Origin of the sequence: Tenacibaculum sp. 190130A14a, from assembly GCF_964048965.1 — a bacterium.
Lineage (GTDB): Bacteria > Bacteroidota > Bacteroidia > Flavobacteriales > Flavobacteriaceae > Polaribacter > Polaribacter polynesiense.
The window spans coordinates 2,146,473-2,161,201 of record NZ_OZ040189.1; the positions used below are offsets into that span (position 1 = coordinate 2,146,473).

The 14,729-nt window shown below is 29.8% G+C and carries 20 protein-coding genes; 16 read left to right on the forward strand and 4 right to left on the reverse strand.

Going from position 1 to position 14,729, the window contains the following annotated elements:
- The 14 genes from ABNT22_RS10210 (at position 1) to ABNT22_RS10275 (ending at position 6,965) form a co-directional block, all read left to right on the forward strand.
- Entirely contained in the window at positions 1-258 is a 258-nt protein-coding gene (locus tag ABNT22_RS10210; RefSeq protein ID WP_348716973.1) for a hypothetical protein, read from the forward strand.
- On the forward strand, positions 245-538 hold the full coding sequence (locus ABNT22_RS10215; RefSeq protein ID WP_348716971.1) for a hypothetical protein: 294 nt from the start codon (positions 245-247) through the stop codon (positions 536-538). The genes ABNT22_RS10210 and ABNT22_RS10215 overlap by 14 nt, the downstream gene beginning before the upstream one ends.
- Before the next feature lie 2 nt (positions 539-540).
- Positions 541-951, forward strand: a complete 411-nt coding sequence (locus ABNT22_RS10220) for a VOC family protein (protein ID WP_348716969.1) — start codon at positions 541-543, stop codon at positions 949-951.
- Between the two features lie 18 nt (positions 952-969).
- Positions 970-1,395, forward strand: coding sequence for a TerB family tellurite resistance protein (locus ABNT22_RS10225; RefSeq protein ID WP_348716967.1), 426 nt, complete (start codon positions 970-972; stop codon positions 1,393-1,395).
- Between the two features lie 12 nt (positions 1,396-1,407).
- A complete protein-coding gene (locus ABNT22_RS10230; protein ID WP_348716965.1) occupies positions 1,408-2,241 on the forward strand; it encodes a universal stress protein in 834 nt (277 codons plus the stop codon).
- Complete coding sequence (locus tag ABNT22_RS10235; RefSeq protein ID WP_348716963.1) at positions 2,238-2,639, forward strand: hypothetical protein; 402 nt, start codon at positions 2,238-2,240, stop codon at positions 2,637-2,639. The genes ABNT22_RS10230 and ABNT22_RS10235 overlap by 4 nt, the downstream gene beginning before the upstream one ends.
- Positions 2,640-3,695, forward strand: a complete 1,056-nt coding sequence (corA, locus tag ABNT22_RS10240) for a magnesium/cobalt transporter CorA (RefSeq protein ID WP_348716962.1) — start codon at positions 2,640-2,642, stop codon at positions 3,693-3,695. It abuts the gene before it with no gap.
- Positions 3,696-3,980: 285 nt separating this feature from the next.
- On the forward strand, positions 3,981-4,424 hold the full coding sequence (locus ABNT22_RS10245; protein ID WP_348716960.1) for a hypothetical protein: 444 nt from the start codon (positions 3,981-3,983) through the stop codon (positions 4,422-4,424).
- A gap of 67 nt (positions 4,425-4,491) precedes the next feature.
- Complete coding sequence (locus ABNT22_RS10250) at positions 4,492-5,049, forward strand: RNA polymerase sigma factor (protein ID WP_348716958.1); 558 nt, start codon at positions 4,492-4,494, stop codon at positions 5,047-5,049.
- Between the two features lie 2 nt (positions 5,050-5,051).
- A complete protein-coding gene (locus tag ABNT22_RS10255) occupies positions 5,052-5,222 on the forward strand; it encodes a hypothetical protein (RefSeq protein WP_348716956.1) in 171 nt (56 codons plus the stop codon).
- Positions 5,223-5,233: 11 nt separating this feature from the next.
- Positions 5,234-6,067 carry a mechanosensitive ion channel family protein gene (locus tag ABNT22_RS10260; protein ID WP_348716954.1) on the forward strand — a complete coding sequence of 278 codons (834 nt, stop codon included), beginning with the start codon at positions 5,234-5,236 and terminating at the stop codon, positions 6,065-6,067.
- Positions 6,048-6,428 (forward strand): hypothetical protein, encoded by a 381-nt coding sequence (locus ABNT22_RS10265; RefSeq protein ID WP_348716952.1) that lies wholly within the window; start codon positions 6,048-6,050, stop codon positions 6,426-6,428. The genes ABNT22_RS10260 and ABNT22_RS10265 overlap by 20 nt, the downstream gene beginning before the upstream one ends.
- Positions 6,429-6,462: 34 nt before the next feature.
- The gene (locus tag ABNT22_RS10270; RefSeq protein WP_348716950.1) at positions 6,463-6,630 is read left to right on the forward strand and encodes a hypothetical protein; all 168 of its coding nucleotides are present in this window, start codon (positions 6,463-6,465) and stop codon (positions 6,628-6,630) included.
- A complete protein-coding gene (locus tag ABNT22_RS10275) occupies positions 6,627-6,965 on the forward strand; it encodes a polymer-forming cytoskeletal protein (protein ID WP_348716948.1) in 339 nt (112 codons plus the stop codon). Before ABNT22_RS10270 ends, ABNT22_RS10275 begins: the two co-directional genes overlap by 4 nt.
- 362 nt (positions 6,966-7,327) lie before the next feature.
- Here ABNT22_RS10275 and ABNT22_RS10280 read toward each other — a convergent pair whose 3' ends face one another.
- On the reverse strand, positions 7,328-7,816 hold the full coding sequence (locus ABNT22_RS10280) for a GNAT family N-acetyltransferase (RefSeq protein WP_348716946.1): 489 nt from the start codon (positions 7,814-7,816) through the stop codon (positions 7,328-7,330).
- Positions 7,817-7,819: 3 nt separating this feature from the next.
- A complete protein-coding gene (locus tag ABNT22_RS10285) occupies positions 7,820-8,359 on the reverse strand; it encodes a lysophospholipid acyltransferase family protein (RefSeq protein WP_348717615.1) in 540 nt (179 codons plus the stop codon).
- Between the two features lie 80 nt (positions 8,360-8,439).
- On the opposite strand from ABNT22_RS10285, the gene rmuC reads away from it, so the two are divergent.
- Positions 8,440-9,816: a DNA recombination protein RmuC gene (gene rmuC / locus ABNT22_RS10290; protein WP_348716945.1), complete on the forward strand. Its 1,377-nt coding sequence runs from the start codon at positions 8,440-8,442 to the stop codon at positions 9,814-9,816.
- A gap of 302 nt (positions 9,817-10,118) precedes the next feature.
- On the opposite strand, the gene glyA is transcribed toward rmuC, so the two are convergent.
- Positions 10,119-11,390 (reverse strand): serine hydroxymethyltransferase, encoded by a 1,272-nt coding sequence (gene glyA, locus ABNT22_RS10295; protein ID WP_348716944.1) that lies wholly within the window; start codon positions 11,388-11,390, stop codon positions 10,119-10,121.
- 178 nt (positions 11,391-11,568) lie between these two features.
- On the opposite strand from glyA, the gene fahA reads away from it, so the two are divergent.
- On the forward strand, positions 11,569-12,849 hold the full coding sequence (gene fahA, locus ABNT22_RS10300; protein ID WP_348716942.1) for a fumarylacetoacetase: 1,281 nt from the start codon (positions 11,569-11,571) through the stop codon (positions 12,847-12,849).
- 70 nt (positions 12,850-12,919) lie between these two features.
- Here the strand turns inward: fahA and ABNT22_RS10305 are convergent, their stop codons facing one another.
- Entirely contained in the window at positions 12,920-14,644 is a 1,725-nt protein-coding gene (locus tag ABNT22_RS10305) for a hypothetical protein (protein WP_348716940.1), read from the reverse strand.
- Between the last annotated feature and the right edge of the window lie 85 nt (positions 14,645-14,729).

Sequence of the window (14,729 nt, forward strand, 5' to 3'; positions counted from 1 at the left end):
ATGAAAAGAGTTATTGTTGAATATAGTAAGCTAACAACTAATATATTAGATTTATTAGTAGCAAAATATCCAGATGGATATGAGTATGAAGATATTATTTCCTTTCAAAACTCTCAAGGACAAACCACAAAAGCTGTAGAGGTTAAAACAGAGGATACAATTTACTTAGTCAAGATTAACAAACAACTTAATCAAACTATAGAAGATTATTCCGAAGACAGAGAATCGTTTAACGATTTTGATAATGAATATTTTTAAACCATTACGGATGGGATATTACAGTTCTTTTCAAGATGCAAATACTCAAGGAGTGTTTTTACGTCACGAGAGTGGGTACTATTATTTCAGAAATACTCAAAATGATGAACATGATGAAATTGTTTTTGAAGAAGTAAATAAAAAAGTTTTAGAAAAATACGATTTAAGAACATTAGAATTCAAAGGAAAAAAATTTCAATTGTACTATACTGAAATTATGGAGGATTTAGACGATGAAGATTTTATCGTTTTAAGATTAGATGATTTAGAATTAACTTAATTATGGAATTAAACTTTCACATATCCCTTCCTTGTAAGGATCTAAATGAGACCTTACAGTATTATACGGAAGAATTAGGACTAGAAATAGGTAGATCTACTAGTAAATGGGTAGATTTTAATCTATACGGAACGCAATTAACTTTTGTTAAAGTAGAGGAATATACTTTCCAATACCCATTTTATGTTTTAGAAGATAATCAATTACCGACATTTCATTTTGGTATTATACTAAACTATGAAAACTGGGAAAGTATTTATGATAGAATAAATAGATGGTCTACTGACACAATTATTAAAACAACGTTTTTTGAAGATCAAAATGGAGAACAAAGTTCGTTTTTCGTTCAGGATCCAAACAACTATCATATTGAATTTAAAACCTTTAAAGAGAAAGGTGAAATTTTTATGTAAATAACTAAAAAATAAACAATGGGAATAATAGATCTTTTTGAATCAAGTATTCATAGAAACAATATGGCACACTTTTCTGCAATATTAAATATAGCATTAGTAGATGGTGAATTGAACTCGGATGAACAATTAATCATTAATCGGTTTGTTAAAAAATTGGATATAACTGAGGAAGAATATAAAGAAGTCCTAAAAGCTCCAAACAAATATCCAATTATACCTCAAAACAATATAGATGATAGACTTGAGCGTTTGTTAGATTTGTTTAAAATCATTCTTTCTGATCATAGAATTGATAAAGAAGAAAGTGATTTAGTCCTACGATACGCAATTCAATTAGGATTTAGTGAAGACTCTGCTAAATCTATTATAAAAAAATCATTGAATATATTTAATGCAGATATAGATTTTGATGATTACAAAAAAATATTAAGTATTATTTAATAAATAAATCAAATGAAAAATATTTTAATTCCTTATGATTTCTCAGAAACAGCAATTAATGCATTAAATTATACTAAAAAACTTTTTGCAGAACAGAATATAAATATCTTTTTATTGGATGTTTATATAGGCGAAAGATCTTACTTATTAAGTGAGGAATATAATGAGAAATGGTTTAGTCAAATGGACGATGAAATTGAAGATGAATTGAAATATTTGGTTGATATTCTCAATAGAGAAAATAAAGGTTTTTCATATCATGCTATTGCCGATTCTAACTCTTTAACAAATGCCATAAAGGAAACTATTAAAGAAGAGAAAATTGATTTGGTGATATGTGGTACAAAAGGCGCCAAAAGTTTGGCGCAAACCTTTATTGGAACGAATACAGTTAAAATAATCAGAGCAATTGACTATACACCTATATTGGTAGTTCCTACAGAATATAAGTATAAAAATATAGACAGGATTATCCTTTCTACAAACTATAAAAGACCTTTTAATAAAACAGAACTTCATCCATTAATTAGATTGAGTAATATGAAACGCTGCAATGTGGAAATTGTAAATCTTTCTATCGAAGAGGCTTTAACAAATAAGCAAAGAACTCATAAAGTAAATCTAAGAGAATTATTACAAGATTTACAAACTCATTATAAAAAGCTTAGCTGGGAAGAATCTGAATCATACACTCTTCAAAAATATGTGGAAGAATCTAACGGACAATTACTAGTTCTCATCAATCATCATTATAATTTCTTTAATAAATTATTAAACGAAGATGTTATTAAAAAAGTTACTTTTAGTAGTAAAATACCTTTACTAATTTTACCAGAAATGTCATGAAAAGTTTAAATTTTAATGAAGATTTTTATATCGCAATCACCCACCTTTTTTATTCTTTCTCTATGATTGACAAAACCATAACTATTCAAGAAAAAAAGGAAATAGTTTGGGCTATAAAAGAAGAATGGGCTACAAATGAATATGGATTTAATAGTGAAGAGTTAATTTATGAAACTATGAGAAATTTAATTAATGGTAATTTATCAGCAGAAAAAGCTTATGATTTTTTTAAAAGTTTTTTCTTAACTAATAACAGCTTTTTTAATAATGAAGTTAATATTGAACTCTTGGATACCTGTTATAAAATTTGTAATGCAAATAATAGTAAAAACAAATCTGAATTAATTCTATTGGCTAAATTGCAGAAACTAATAGAAGATAGAAAAATTATAAATTAAATGAGATTTACTACCCGTCAAAAGAATAAAAGTGAAATCCCTGGCAAACCAATATTTATAGGTACGCAAAAACAGGATAATATTTATATTACTCTAATTGCTTTTGATGATAACCAATTTATAGAAATTGAAATATTAGAAATTGAAGAAATTTTTAGTTACCTATCCCAATATAAAAATGCATGGATTAATATAGACGGTATTCATGATGTAGAATTGATTAAGATGATATGTGAACGCTTTGATATACATTCTTTATTGATTGAAGATATTGTTAACACTGGAGTACGATCAAAGTCTGATATAGAGGATGATTTTATTTTTACAGTCATAAAAATGATGTTCTTAGGTAAAGATCAAACATTACACTCTGAACAGCTATCTATGTTTTTAACCAAAAATGTATTACTAACTTTTCAAGAAAAAAAAGGAGATGTTTTTGATCCAATTAGAGAAAGGATTAGGAATAAAAAGGGTAGAATTAGAAGTTATAACCTCAGTTACTTAAAATACTGCTTATTAGATGTTATTATCGATAACTATAATTACTTAATAGAAATATTCGGTGAAAATGTAGAAGAACTAGAAGATCGAATTTTATCTAATCCTAGCAAAAATGTCCTAGAAGACATTAATAAAAATAAAATAGAACTTAATTATTTTAAAAAAAATATTAGACCTGCTCGTGAAACAATTAATAACTTTAAGAATTATAAAACACCCTTAATTACAAAACGTGAACAACCATTTTATAATGACCTTAATGAGTTGATAAATAGAATATATGAAACATTGGAAAATTATAAGATGATGTTAAGTGAACAATTAACCGTCTATTCTACAAATGTTAACTATAAACTCAATGAAATTATGAAACTTCTTACTATTTTCTCTGTAGTCTTTATACCAATAACATTTATAGCAGGTATATATGGTACTAACTTTAACAATGTTCCTGAATTGAAACTAGAATATGGATATTTTTATATGTGGGGAATTATAATTATTGTGACAATTTCAATGCTTGTATTTTTTAAAAAAAAGAAATGGTTTTAAATAATAAATTAGGTTTAATTCCAAATTTTAATAATAGCTCACAATATTTAAAATTAAAGTGTGACCAAATAATAATTTAATCGTCTAAAAAGAGATTCCCCTGCTTTTTAAAAAAAGGCAACCATTTTTCTCTATTTGAAAATAGAGAATATTTTCTTTTTCATTACAATTCCCTACCCACTCCTTGGAGTGGGTTTTTTAAAAAACAACAATATCTCTTAATGAATTTTATGTGACCAAACAATTCAATTATCGTCCTTATAATAACATCTTTTTACTCATATTATGGCGAAAATAAATTCTGTTCAATTAACAAATATTCCTAAAGAAATAATAGTAGGAAATAAATTATTTAACCTCAATGTCCAAATCGAAATTGAATGTCATAAAATAGACTTACAATTAGAAATGGAATATTATCTACATGCTTTTATTTATGATGTAAAAGGAAAACTAGATACACCTGTATTAGTTCCTAACTGGAACAATAGTTTTGTTTTCCCCATAGCATTTGAAAATTCGGATGAATATTTAGGAAAAACCCAATGTCTTTTTACTACAAATAAAAAAAGTATTTCAATTTCACTCAATATTGATCTCATGCTAGGCAAATTAAAAGAATCTAGTTTTCCTATTACAAAAAGATTAGAAGCTTATGTCGCTATAATACCCGCAATTGGGGTTGCTGGAAAACATTCATCAATTCACAGCGTAAATATGCTTCATTGAAAAAAATAGAATATAAAGTGACCAATACAGTTTTTGCCCGTCTAAAGAATAAATTAATCAACCTCTTATGTTCGCTCGAAAAAAATCAGATATCTACTTAATTAAAAAGTTTTTAAGTAAAAAAGATGTCAGCGCTTTTGGTGAATTGTATGACAGATATACTGATCGTGTTTATGCTAAATGCCTTCGCTTTTTTCAGGATGAAAATAGAGCTAAAGATGCAACACAAGATATTTTTATTAAAATTTTATATGAGTTGCACTCAATTAAGGAGACGGAATACTTTTCTTCTTGGCTATATACTGTTACGTACAGATATTGTATAGATGAATATAGGAAAGAGAAAAAGAATTTCTTTAAAGATTCAGATATACCGTTAAAAGTTTATTATGAAGAAGATGAAAATGTTTTTAATAATTTCTATTCTGAAATTCTTGAGAAAGGATTAGAAAAACTAAACATAGAAGAAAGAACAATTATCATGATGAAATATATTGACGAAATGAACATCAGAACAATTTCAGAAATATTAGGTATTGGCGAATCTGCTGTAAAAATGAGGTTAAAACGAACCAGAGAAAAATTAATTAATATCTGTAATATACTTATAAACAAAGAATATTAGTTATGGACAAAGGATTTAAAAATATAAATACCAAAATAAAGACGCCTAAATCTGTAAAAGATGATGTTATGTGGCATGTTGAAAAAGTCTTTTTAGTTGAAGCTATTTTTAAACATTTTACGATAACCTTTGGAAAATCGCTGATATCACTATTTAATAACAAACAAAAATAAACGGAAATAAAATGAAAAATGAACTAACAAACTGGCCTGAAGTTTTCAAAAGCTCTTTTTATAGCCTTTGGGAGAAAATTACACAATCTCTACCAAATATAGCCGCAGCACTCCTAGTAATTTGTATAGGTATTATTGTTGCTAGAATAATAAGTAAAATTATATCAGCTTTATTGACAAAATTTGGTAATACTAAAATGGGTAGTGTATTATCTATAGATGATAATAAATATGAAGAAAAAAGTAAAACAGAAATAATAGCATTGTTTTCTAAATTTTCTTACTGGATCGTTGTCTTATTCTTCTTAGTAGTATCATCTAACGTCCTTGGATGGACAATAGTATCACAAGAAATTGGTGAGCTATTTAGATATATACCTAAGCTTTTGAGTGGAATAATCATTGTTATTATTGGGTTATATATTGCTCGTTTTATTAAACATACTATTCTAAAAGCTATGAGTTCATTAGAAATGTCTGGATCAAAAGCATTAAGCTCAATGGCCTTTTATATAGTCTTAATATTTGTTGTAATAACCGCTTTGAATCAAATTGGTGTAGATACATTAATAATCAATCAAAACCTTACCATAATTATAGCATCCACTATTCTATCATTTGCAATAGCCTTTGGATTTGCATCAAGAAATATATTAGAAAGCTTTATTTCTGGTTCATACAGCAGAAAAAATCTCGAAATAGGTACAGAAATTATCATAGATGGATTTCAGGGTGAAATAGTGAAAGTTGATGCTGTAACTTTTAATGTTGATAATGGTAAGACAATTAAAGTTTTTCCTTTAAAGATATTAACTAATATAAACTATGAAATTATTAAGAAATAAATTCACCATTATTATTCATATGAAAAACAAGCTAATTCAAATGCTTTTTTTATCTGTTTTACTACTTAATTCGATAATTACAAAAGCTCAAGAGAATCAAGAGAACAAAGATCAGTTAACAGGATACTATTTAGGTTTTGAAGACGATAAATATAAGTTTTTATTTACCGAAGAAGCAACTGGAGAAAAAGAAACTATATTTTTCAATCAAGTAACAAACGAAGTTTTAAGTAAAATAGATTTAAGTAAAGAATATTATCACGGAGTTAAATTTATAATTACCTATAAAATAATTGAGAATTCTATAAGTAATCAGAAGAAAATTTATCGAATAATTAATCTCAAGGAAATTGATGAATAATAAAAGGTTTAACTACTATTTATAAGAAAACACAATGAGAGTTCCCACAAACAAGATAGAAGATCCCCCTATAAAAAAATCGACTGATTCAAAAATTAATGGAACGAATGAAGAGTCATTATTAAAGTTAATAGGAGAAATAACTTTACTCTTTACCGAATGTTTAGGAGAAGTAGCTGTAAGCTTCTTTAAAAAAAAATGAAACCGCACAAAAACGAATACAGTTATTCTCTTTTTAGTAGAAATACCTTAATTAATGGAAAAATTAAAAGTGATTTTGATTCGATAAGATTTGAAGGTAAAATGAAAGGAGAAATTATATCCTGTAAGAAAATAGTTACTGCTGCTTCTGCAGAAATTATTGGTAACCTAAAAGGAAAGTCAATAGTTCACAATGGATTATTGGAAGGTACAATTAAATCTGAAGAGTTATATTTGAAGGAAAATAGTATTACAAATGGAGAAGTCGTATCTAAAGTTATATCCATAGAAAACGCTATTTTTAACGGAGATTTAATAATTTCAACAAAAAAATAACAAATATTAAAGAGAGTATTAGGTTTTAAATCAGTAGTTCCAATAATCTAAACATTTCTGAATTTTAAAATTAAAACGTAAGTAAAGTTTTCTCAACCGATTTTAAGATAAGAATCATTAATTAATGTTTTTTCATGGCTCCTGTATTAAAATCAATATAACAGGAGCTAAAACGTTATGAACATTAAATATGAACTATTTTTTTAGTAAATTTCGCTTAGCTATTCATTTTTCTTAGCTTACCACTTCTTATGAACAAACTACATTCTGTACTTGTTAAATAGAGTATAAATGAACTCAAATTGTTTTCCTCTCATAAAACATTTCTTCAGCCCCATGTCCAGAAACAAAATTCTAAATAATTAAGTAATTAATGATCGATGCATGATATACGTATCTACAAAACCAAGTTGTACATGTCTAAATCCATTTGGTGTAGTTCCAATAATCTTAAAACCAAAACGTTCCCATAATTTTACAGCACCAATGTTTGTGCTAACTACAATATTAAATTGCATAGCTTTAAATCCGGAATTCCTAGCCGTTTCCAAAGAATGTTCACATAATTGTTTTCCAATTCCTTTTCCTTGAGCCTCTGGATGTATCATATAACTTGCATTGGCTACATGATTTCCTAAATCTAATTGATTCGCTTTAATTATATAGGTTCCTAATACACGAACACCTTCCTCATATACAAAGGTTTCCATATAATTCGCAAACCAATGTTTTGCTAAGTCTCTTTTAGGTGTATTCGGATTAAAAACATAGGTATCTCCTGTTTGAATCACCCTTGAAAAAATGTTCCAAACGGCATCATAATCGGCTAAAGTAGCCTTTCTTATCCCCATAACTTATTGTAATTCAGGGGTTGCTCCCACAACATCTTTATAGTAGTCTTTTAAAAAAGCCAAATCTTTGTCAAAATCATCTGTCAAATAATACGGTTCAGATACCGCTATTTGTTTTCTACCAAAGTCTAAGGTAAACATGATAATTGGTACATTCGCCCCTTTGGCTATATAGTAAAAACCTGTCTTCCACTCCTCTACTTTCTGGCGGGTTCCTTCTGGTGATAATGCCAAACGAAACTCTTCTCTACTATTAAAAATAGCGACTATAGAATCAACTAAGTTGGTGCTTTTACTTCTATCTACCGGTGCTCCACCTAACCATCTAAAAATAAAGCCAAATGGTGGTTTAAATAACGACTTTTTACCAATAAAGTTAATTTTGGTACCCCATGAGTTTCTGGCTAAAATAGCCATAGGAAAATCCTTCCAACTGGTATGTGGCGCTCCAATAACGACGTATTTTTTTAAATCTTTCGGAAATTCACCTACCAACTTCCATCCTAATACTTTCGAAAAGATAAATTTAGATAACATGCGTATTCATATTTAGTCTCAATGATACGGTTTTCAGTATAAACATCAAAAAAAATCAGATATATTTGTCTAAAAGAACTCAACGAATGCAAGACCTTGTTATCTATCTTATTATCGGTATTATAGCGATTATCATTGGAATCATTATTGGTAACTTATTAGGTAAGCTGGCTTTAAAAAAGGCTACTACTACCCTAGAAAGTGAAAATAATGGCTTAAAAGCTTCTGTAAGCAACCTAGAAATTCAAAAACAAGAAAAAGACAAGGCTTTATTACAGTTTCGTGAAGATGTTGCCAAACAATTGGAAGAAAAAACCAAGGAAAACAACGAGTTACGTCGCGAAAAAGAGTTTTCTTCGATAGAATTGGCTAGAAAAAACGAAGAATTAAAGAATTTACAGCTAAAACTCAACGAAAACAAAGAAGAAGTTGGCAAATTACAAGAAAAATTCACCAAAGAGTTTGAAAATTTGGCCAATAAAATCTTAGATGAAAAATCCAATAAGTTCACAGAGCAGAACAAAAAGAATATCAAAGAGATTTTGAATCCGCTTCAAGAGAAGATTCAAACCTTTGAAAAAAAGGTAGAAGACACCCAAAAAGAAAGTATTTCTATGCACTCTGCTTTAAAAGAGCAATTGCTAGGTTTAAAAGAGTTAAATGCTCAAATGAGCAAGGAAACCATCAATTTAACGAAAGCTTTAAAAGGAGACTCTAAAACTCAAGGAAATTGGGGTGAATTGGTGTTAGAGCGTGTGTTAGAAAAATCTGGATTGGAAAAAGATCGTGAATATTTTGTACAACAGTCTTTTGTAAATGATGATGGTAAACGTATCATGCCCGATGTGGTGATTCATTTACCAGATAACAAAAAGATGATTGTTGATGCTAAGGTATCGTTAACGGCTTATGAGCAATTTGTAAACTCCGATGACGATTTAGAGAAAGAACGCTTCTTAAAAGAGCATATTGGTTCTTTAAAACGACATGTAGAACAACTTTCTGAAAAGAAATACGAAGATATTTACAAAATTGAATCGCCAGACTTTGTATTGCTATTTGTTCCTATAGAACCGGCATTTGCTGTTGCATTAGCAGAAGACAATACTTTGTATAACAAAGCTTTTGAAAAGAATATTGTAATTGTAACCCCTACTACGCTACTGGCTACCTTACGTACCATAGATACGATGTGGAATAACGAAAAGCAACAACGAAATGCCTTAGAAATTGCACGTCAAGCAGGAGCTTTATACGACAAATTTGAAGGATTGTTAAAGGATTTAATCAATATTGGTAAGAAAATAGACGGAACAAAAGCTGATTACTCAGCGGCAATGAATAAATTAGTTGAAGGACGTGGAAATTTAATTACCAGTGTAGAAAAACTAAAGAAAATGGGTGCAAAAGCAAAAAAAGCCTTGCCACCAACCATTATAGAAAGAGCCAACGAAGCAGAATAAATAATAGTACGCTATATAAAACCCAAAAGCCTGACCACTTGATTGTGTCAGGCTTTTTTTGATATGAAAAATGAACGAATTTCTTATTTAATTTATAAGAAAATACTCTATTCCGGCTACGATGAGCGCGATATACATCTTTTTCAAAAGCAATTTTTCTAAGTTATGTACTCAAATTTATGCCTTTACTCAACATAAAGAGTTATAAAGTTTCCCAACGGAGAGAATTACTTGCCGAATGGCATCAATAAAAAAGGCTACCATAACGGTAGCCTTTTTTATAATATATCAAATGCTTGTTGTTATACAAACAATTTTCTAAAGCTCATCATATCAAATACCTTCTCTCCTATTTGCTCTAATACTTCGTCATTGTTGGCATTGGTAATAGCTTCATCAATTAAATCAACAATTTGTACCATATCTTCCTCTACTAAACCACGTGTTGTAACCGCCGCAGTACCTACACGGATACCTGAAGTTACAAATGGCGATTGTGTATCGAAAGGAACCATGTTCTTGTTAACGGTAATTTCAGCCTTTCCTAAAGCCTCTTCAGCCTCTTTACCAGTAATATCTTTATTACGTAAATCAATTAACATACAGTGGTTGTCTGTACCTCCAGAAATAATATCATATCCTTTTGCTACAAATGCATCTGCCATTGCTTTAGCATTTTCACGTACTTGAATAATATATTCTAAGAAATTATCAGATAAAGCTTCACCAAAAGCAACTGCTTTTGCTGCAATTACATGCTCTAAAGGTCCTCCTTGGTTTCCTGGGAATACTGCCGAATTAATTAAGGTAGACATCTTCTTTAATTTTCCAGACTTTAACTTTAATCCAAATGGATTTTCAAAGTCCTTTCCAATCATAATCATTCCTCCTCTTGGTCCACGTAACGTTTTGTGTGTTGTAGTGGTAACAATATGACAATGTGGTAACGGATCAGATAAAATTCCTTTGGCAATTAAACCAGCAGGGTGAGAAATATCGGCCATTAAAATAGCTCCAACGCTATCTGCTACTTCTCTAAAACGTTTAAAGTCCATATCACGAGAATAAGCAGATGCTCCCGCAATAATTAACTTTGGTTTATGTTCTTGAGCTTGTTTTTCTAAATGATCGTAATCAATTAATCCCGTTTCTTTATCTACACCATAAAACACCGGATTGTATAATTTTCCTGAGAAGTTTACAGGTGATCCGTGCGTTAAATGTCCACCATGAGATAAATCAAAACCTAAAATAGTATCACCTGGTTGTAAACATGCTGCAAACACTGCTGTATTTGCTTGAGAACCTGAATGTGGTTGTACATTTACGTATTCTGCACCAAATAATTCTTTAGCTCTATCAATAGCTATTTGCTCAACGATATCTACTACCTCACATCCACCATAATAACGTTTGTTTGGATATCCTTCAGCATATTTATTCGTTAAAACCGAACCTTGTGCTTGCATTACTTGCTCACTTACAAAGTTTTCAGAGGCAATTAACTCCAAACCATTAGTTTGGCGCTCTTTTTCAGCTCTTATCAATTCAAAAATTTGACTGTCGTGTTGCATTGTTGTCTAATTAATAATAAAACCTCAAAAGTAACAAATTCATTTCATGTTCAAACAAGATTCTTCTTATAAAATTATACCAAAATTTACGATTATTTTACCTTGATTTTTTTCAGAATTTACAAATTAAATGCAAAAAATTATGTAGGTTTGATGAAAATAAAAACTACACGATTAAATGGAAATAACTGCAAATAATCCGAATAGAAAGTCATGGATTAAAGTTGATGAAAATTCAGATTTCCCTATTCAAAATATTCCCTTCGGCGTTTTTTTAACAAAAGACGACATTATTACTATTGGTACAAGAATTGGTGATTACGCTATTGATTTAGGTGCATTACACCAATTAGGATACTTCGAAGGAATCCCGTTAACGGATGATATCTTCTTACAAGATACTTTAAACGATTTTATTGCCGATGGAAGAAAAACATGGCGCTTAGTACGTAATAGAATCGCAGATATCTTTGATGTTACTAACAGTGCTTTACGTGACAATGCAGAGCACAAAGACAAAATAATTTTTAGAATGGAAGACGTAGAAATGCAATTACCAGTGGCTGTTGGTGATTATACAGATTTCTACGCTAGTAAAGAACACGCTACCAATGTAGGTTCTTTATTTAGAGATCCAGAAAATGCTTTACTACCAAACTGGTTACACATTCCTATTGGATACCACGGAAGAAGTTCTTCTATTGTTCCTTCAGGAACTCCAATTCGTCGTCCATTAGGACAACAAAGACCTAGTGAAGGTGAAGTTACTCCTAATTTCGGACCATCTAAACTATTAGATTTCGAATTAGAAATGGCTTTTATTACCACTGTAGCGAATGATTTAGGAGAAAGAATTCCTATTGAAGAAGCAGAAGATTATATTTTCGGATTGGTATTATTTAACGACTGGTCAGCACGTGATATTCAAGCTTGGGAATATGTACCATTAGGGCCTTTCTTAGGAAAGAACTTTGCGTCTACAATTTCACCTTGGATTGTTACTTTAGATGCTTTAGAGCCTTTTAGAGTAGAAAATCCAAAGCAGGTACATGAACCATTACCTTACTTACGTAAAGAAGGTAAAGATAGTTATGATATCAATTTACAAATGGCTATCAAACCAGAGAATACCGAAGAAACTGTAGTTTGTAATTCAAACTTTAAGTATATGTATTGGACTATGGTACAACAATTAACACATCATACTGTAAATGGATGCCCAGTAAACTCAGGAGATATGATGGGTAGTGGTACTATTTCTGGACCAACAAAGGATAGCTTCGGTTCTATGTTAGAATTAACTTGGAGAGGACAAAATCCTTTAAAAATGAATGATGGTACGGAGCGTAAATTTATCAATGACCACGATACTGTAATTATGCGTGGATATTGTAAAAACGACAAAATACGTATTGGTTTTGGAGAATGTACAGGTAAAATATTACCAGCTGAAGAGTAAGGTTAACTACATTTAAAATATAAAAACTCGCTATTATCTAGCGAGTTTTTCTTTTATAACCACTTACCTCCTATTTTAAAGTAGCTATAAGTTCTAATATGGTTTTTAATGCTTTGTCTTTACCTTCAAAATAATCTTTCCCTTTTACAGCTATAGGAACATGTGGAGCAATCCAATGTCGATGATCTTCTGCACTAGAAGTTTGATGAAACTGAGAAGAAACTAGTCCCATTAATCCAGAATATGGCAATTTAAACCAATTTGCTTCTCCAATATGGTTTGGACTTGAACCACTGGGTTCTCCCACTAAAATAGCATTTGTATACTTTGTTATTTCCGTTAATAAGTTTTGAGCAGCTGAAAAAGTTTCTCTTCCCATTATTATAAATATTTTTCCTTTTGGATGTGTAATCTCAAAATTCAAAATCATTTTTATTAAAGGTTTTAATAAAGAACCATTCCCTCCATGATTAAACCTTATATCTAAAATTAAATGTTCTATTGCTTTTTTTTCAATTTCTAAAGAAACTCGAGCAGCATAATCTTTTATACTTTCTTCTTTTTTATTAGCTACAGCATTAAACTGGAGATAAAGTACTTTTTGCTTTGCAAATGAAGTATGCCAATATATGTCTTTTTGCCTCGATAAATATAGAGGTTGTACTTCTTCATTTAATTCAGGAAGCTTAGGAAAGTCATAAAAGTTCCATGCTCTTGGTTTCAATTTTAGTTCTTTCGTAATTCCTGCCCTGTTTTTTAAAAGTAGCGTAACCTCTTTGCTTGATTTGACAAGGTTTAATTCTTTTAAAACATCTGGTAAACTTAAATAATACGGTCCCAACCACGAAATTTGCATATCATTGTCTCTAGCGTTCACAAGGTTTGTTCTTGATAAAGCTTCTTTTACGGGAGTTCCTTCTATTGATACAACTTTATGACCAATCCATTCTTTATATTCCTTTTTAGCATTTACAACGAACATACCATCTTCAAAAACATAAAATTGCATTGGCAATTGCTTTAAGGCATTTTGTTTTAGTGTTGTAGGGATTATTAAATTATGTCCATTTCCTAAATATCCCAATACTTTCATCAACTTTGCAACGATTTGTTGATCTGTTAATTGATCAATATTTGATTTCATTTGATCTGCCAATTCATCAATCAACTTAATTGTAGTAGTTCCTGTAATCTTATAATGAGTTTGTTTTATATTCTTTATAAAGTAATTGATGTCTTCAATCCAAGCCGCTTTTCTATCAAATTTTTCGTTTTTATAAGTTCCTATAAGCTTCTTAAAATCATCATCATTTTCATAAGCCTTAAACGCCGAAATACTGCTTAAGAATGGTTTTTCATCATAACGAGATTCAAAGGCCATTTTGAGCCATTTCAACATGTTTGGTTTATCCTTGTTTAAGGCATAGGCTTTTGATATTTTAATCATAATATCATTCGAAGGTGAAGAACCTGTTAGAATTTCTTTTAACACAGTTCCTCCTTTGTCTAAACATGCTTTAAAGGCAATGATAGACTTGGAATAGGCTTTCGTTTGAAATAAAGCTGTACCTAACAAATAATACAAATCTCCGTCATTTTGATACTGAGAAGTTAAGTTTTCTAACAATTGAACTGCTTTTAACCATTGCTTATTTTTTACCAATTGAACCGCACGTTCCCTTTCTTTAAAATATTCAATAGGATTTACTACTTTATTATTCAGTATTTGTGAATTCAAGGCCCTTATGTTTAATAACATTATGAATAGAATTCCGATGATTTTTAATAATTTCATTCTAAGATTTTATAATTTATATAATAGACAATACTTGTATGTAAATAGTTGCCTACAGCTGAAAGTTTATTGGAAATAACAAGTT

What these genes read in the sequence shown, in the direction of transcription:
- ABNT22_RS10210 (WP_348716973.1), top strand. Translation starts at nt 1, where the DNA reads ATGAAAAGAGTTATTGTTGAATATAGTAAGCTAACAACTAATATATTA.
- ABNT22_RS10215 (WP_348716971.1), top strand. Translation starts at nt 245, where the DNA reads ATGAATATTTTTAAACCATTACGGATGGGATATTACAGTTCTTTTCAA.
- ABNT22_RS10220 (WP_348716969.1), top strand. Translation starts at nt 541, where the DNA reads ATGGAATTAAACTTTCACATATCCCTTCCTTGTAAGGATCTAAATGAG.
- ABNT22_RS10225 (WP_348716967.1), top strand. Translation starts at nt 970, where the DNA reads ATGGGAATAATAGATCTTTTTGAATCAAGTATTCATAGAAACAATATG.
- ABNT22_RS10230 (WP_348716965.1), top strand. Translation starts at nt 1,408, where the DNA reads ATGAAAAATATTTTAATTCCTTATGATTTCTCAGAAACAGCAATTAAT.
- ABNT22_RS10235 (WP_348716963.1), top strand. Translation starts at nt 2,238, where the DNA reads ATGAAAAGTTTAAATTTTAATGAAGATTTTTATATCGCAATCACCCAC.
- corA (WP_348716962.1), top strand. Translation starts at nt 2,640, where the DNA reads ATGAGATTTACTACCCGTCAAAAGAATAAAAGTGAAATCCCTGGCAAA.
- ABNT22_RS10245 (WP_348716960.1), top strand. Translation starts at nt 3,981, where the DNA reads ATGGCGAAAATAAATTCTGTTCAATTAACAAATATTCCTAAAGAAATA.
- ABNT22_RS10250 (WP_348716958.1), top strand. Translation starts at nt 4,492, where the DNA reads ATGTTCGCTCGAAAAAAATCAGATATCTACTTAATTAAAAAGTTTTTA.
- ABNT22_RS10255 (WP_348716956.1), top strand. Translation starts at nt 5,052, where the DNA reads ATGGACAAAGGATTTAAAAATATAAATACCAAAATAAAGACGCCTAAA.
- ABNT22_RS10260 (WP_348716954.1), top strand. Translation starts at nt 5,234, where the DNA reads ATGAAAAATGAACTAACAAACTGGCCTGAAGTTTTCAAAAGCTCTTTT.
- ABNT22_RS10265 (WP_348716952.1), top strand. Translation starts at nt 6,048, where the DNA reads ATGAAATTATTAAGAAATAAATTCACCATTATTATTCATATGAAAAAC.
- ABNT22_RS10270 (WP_348716950.1), top strand. Translation starts at nt 6,463, where the DNA reads ATGAGAGTTCCCACAAACAAGATAGAAGATCCCCCTATAAAAAAATCG.
- ABNT22_RS10275 (WP_348716948.1), top strand. Translation starts at nt 6,627, where the DNA reads ATGAAACCGCACAAAAACGAATACAGTTATTCTCTTTTTAGTAGAAAT.
- ABNT22_RS10280 (WP_348716946.1), bottom strand. Translation starts at nt 7,816, where the DNA reads ATGGGGATAAGAAAGGCTACTTTAGCCGATTATGATGCCGTTTGGAAC.
- rmuC (WP_348716945.1), top strand. Translation starts at nt 8,440, where the DNA reads ATGCAAGACCTTGTTATCTATCTTATTATCGGTATTATAGCGATTATC.
- glyA (WP_348716944.1), bottom strand. Translation starts at nt 11,390, where the DNA reads ATGCAACACGACAGTCAAATTTTTGAATTGATAAGAGCTGAAAAAGAG.
- fahA (WP_348716942.1), top strand. Translation starts at nt 11,569, where the DNA reads ATGGAAATAACTGCAAATAATCCGAATAGAAAGTCATGGATTAAAGTT.
- ABNT22_RS10305 (WP_348716940.1), bottom strand. Translation starts at nt 14,644, where the DNA reads ATGAAATTATTAAAAATCATCGGAATTCTATTCATAATGTTATTAAAC.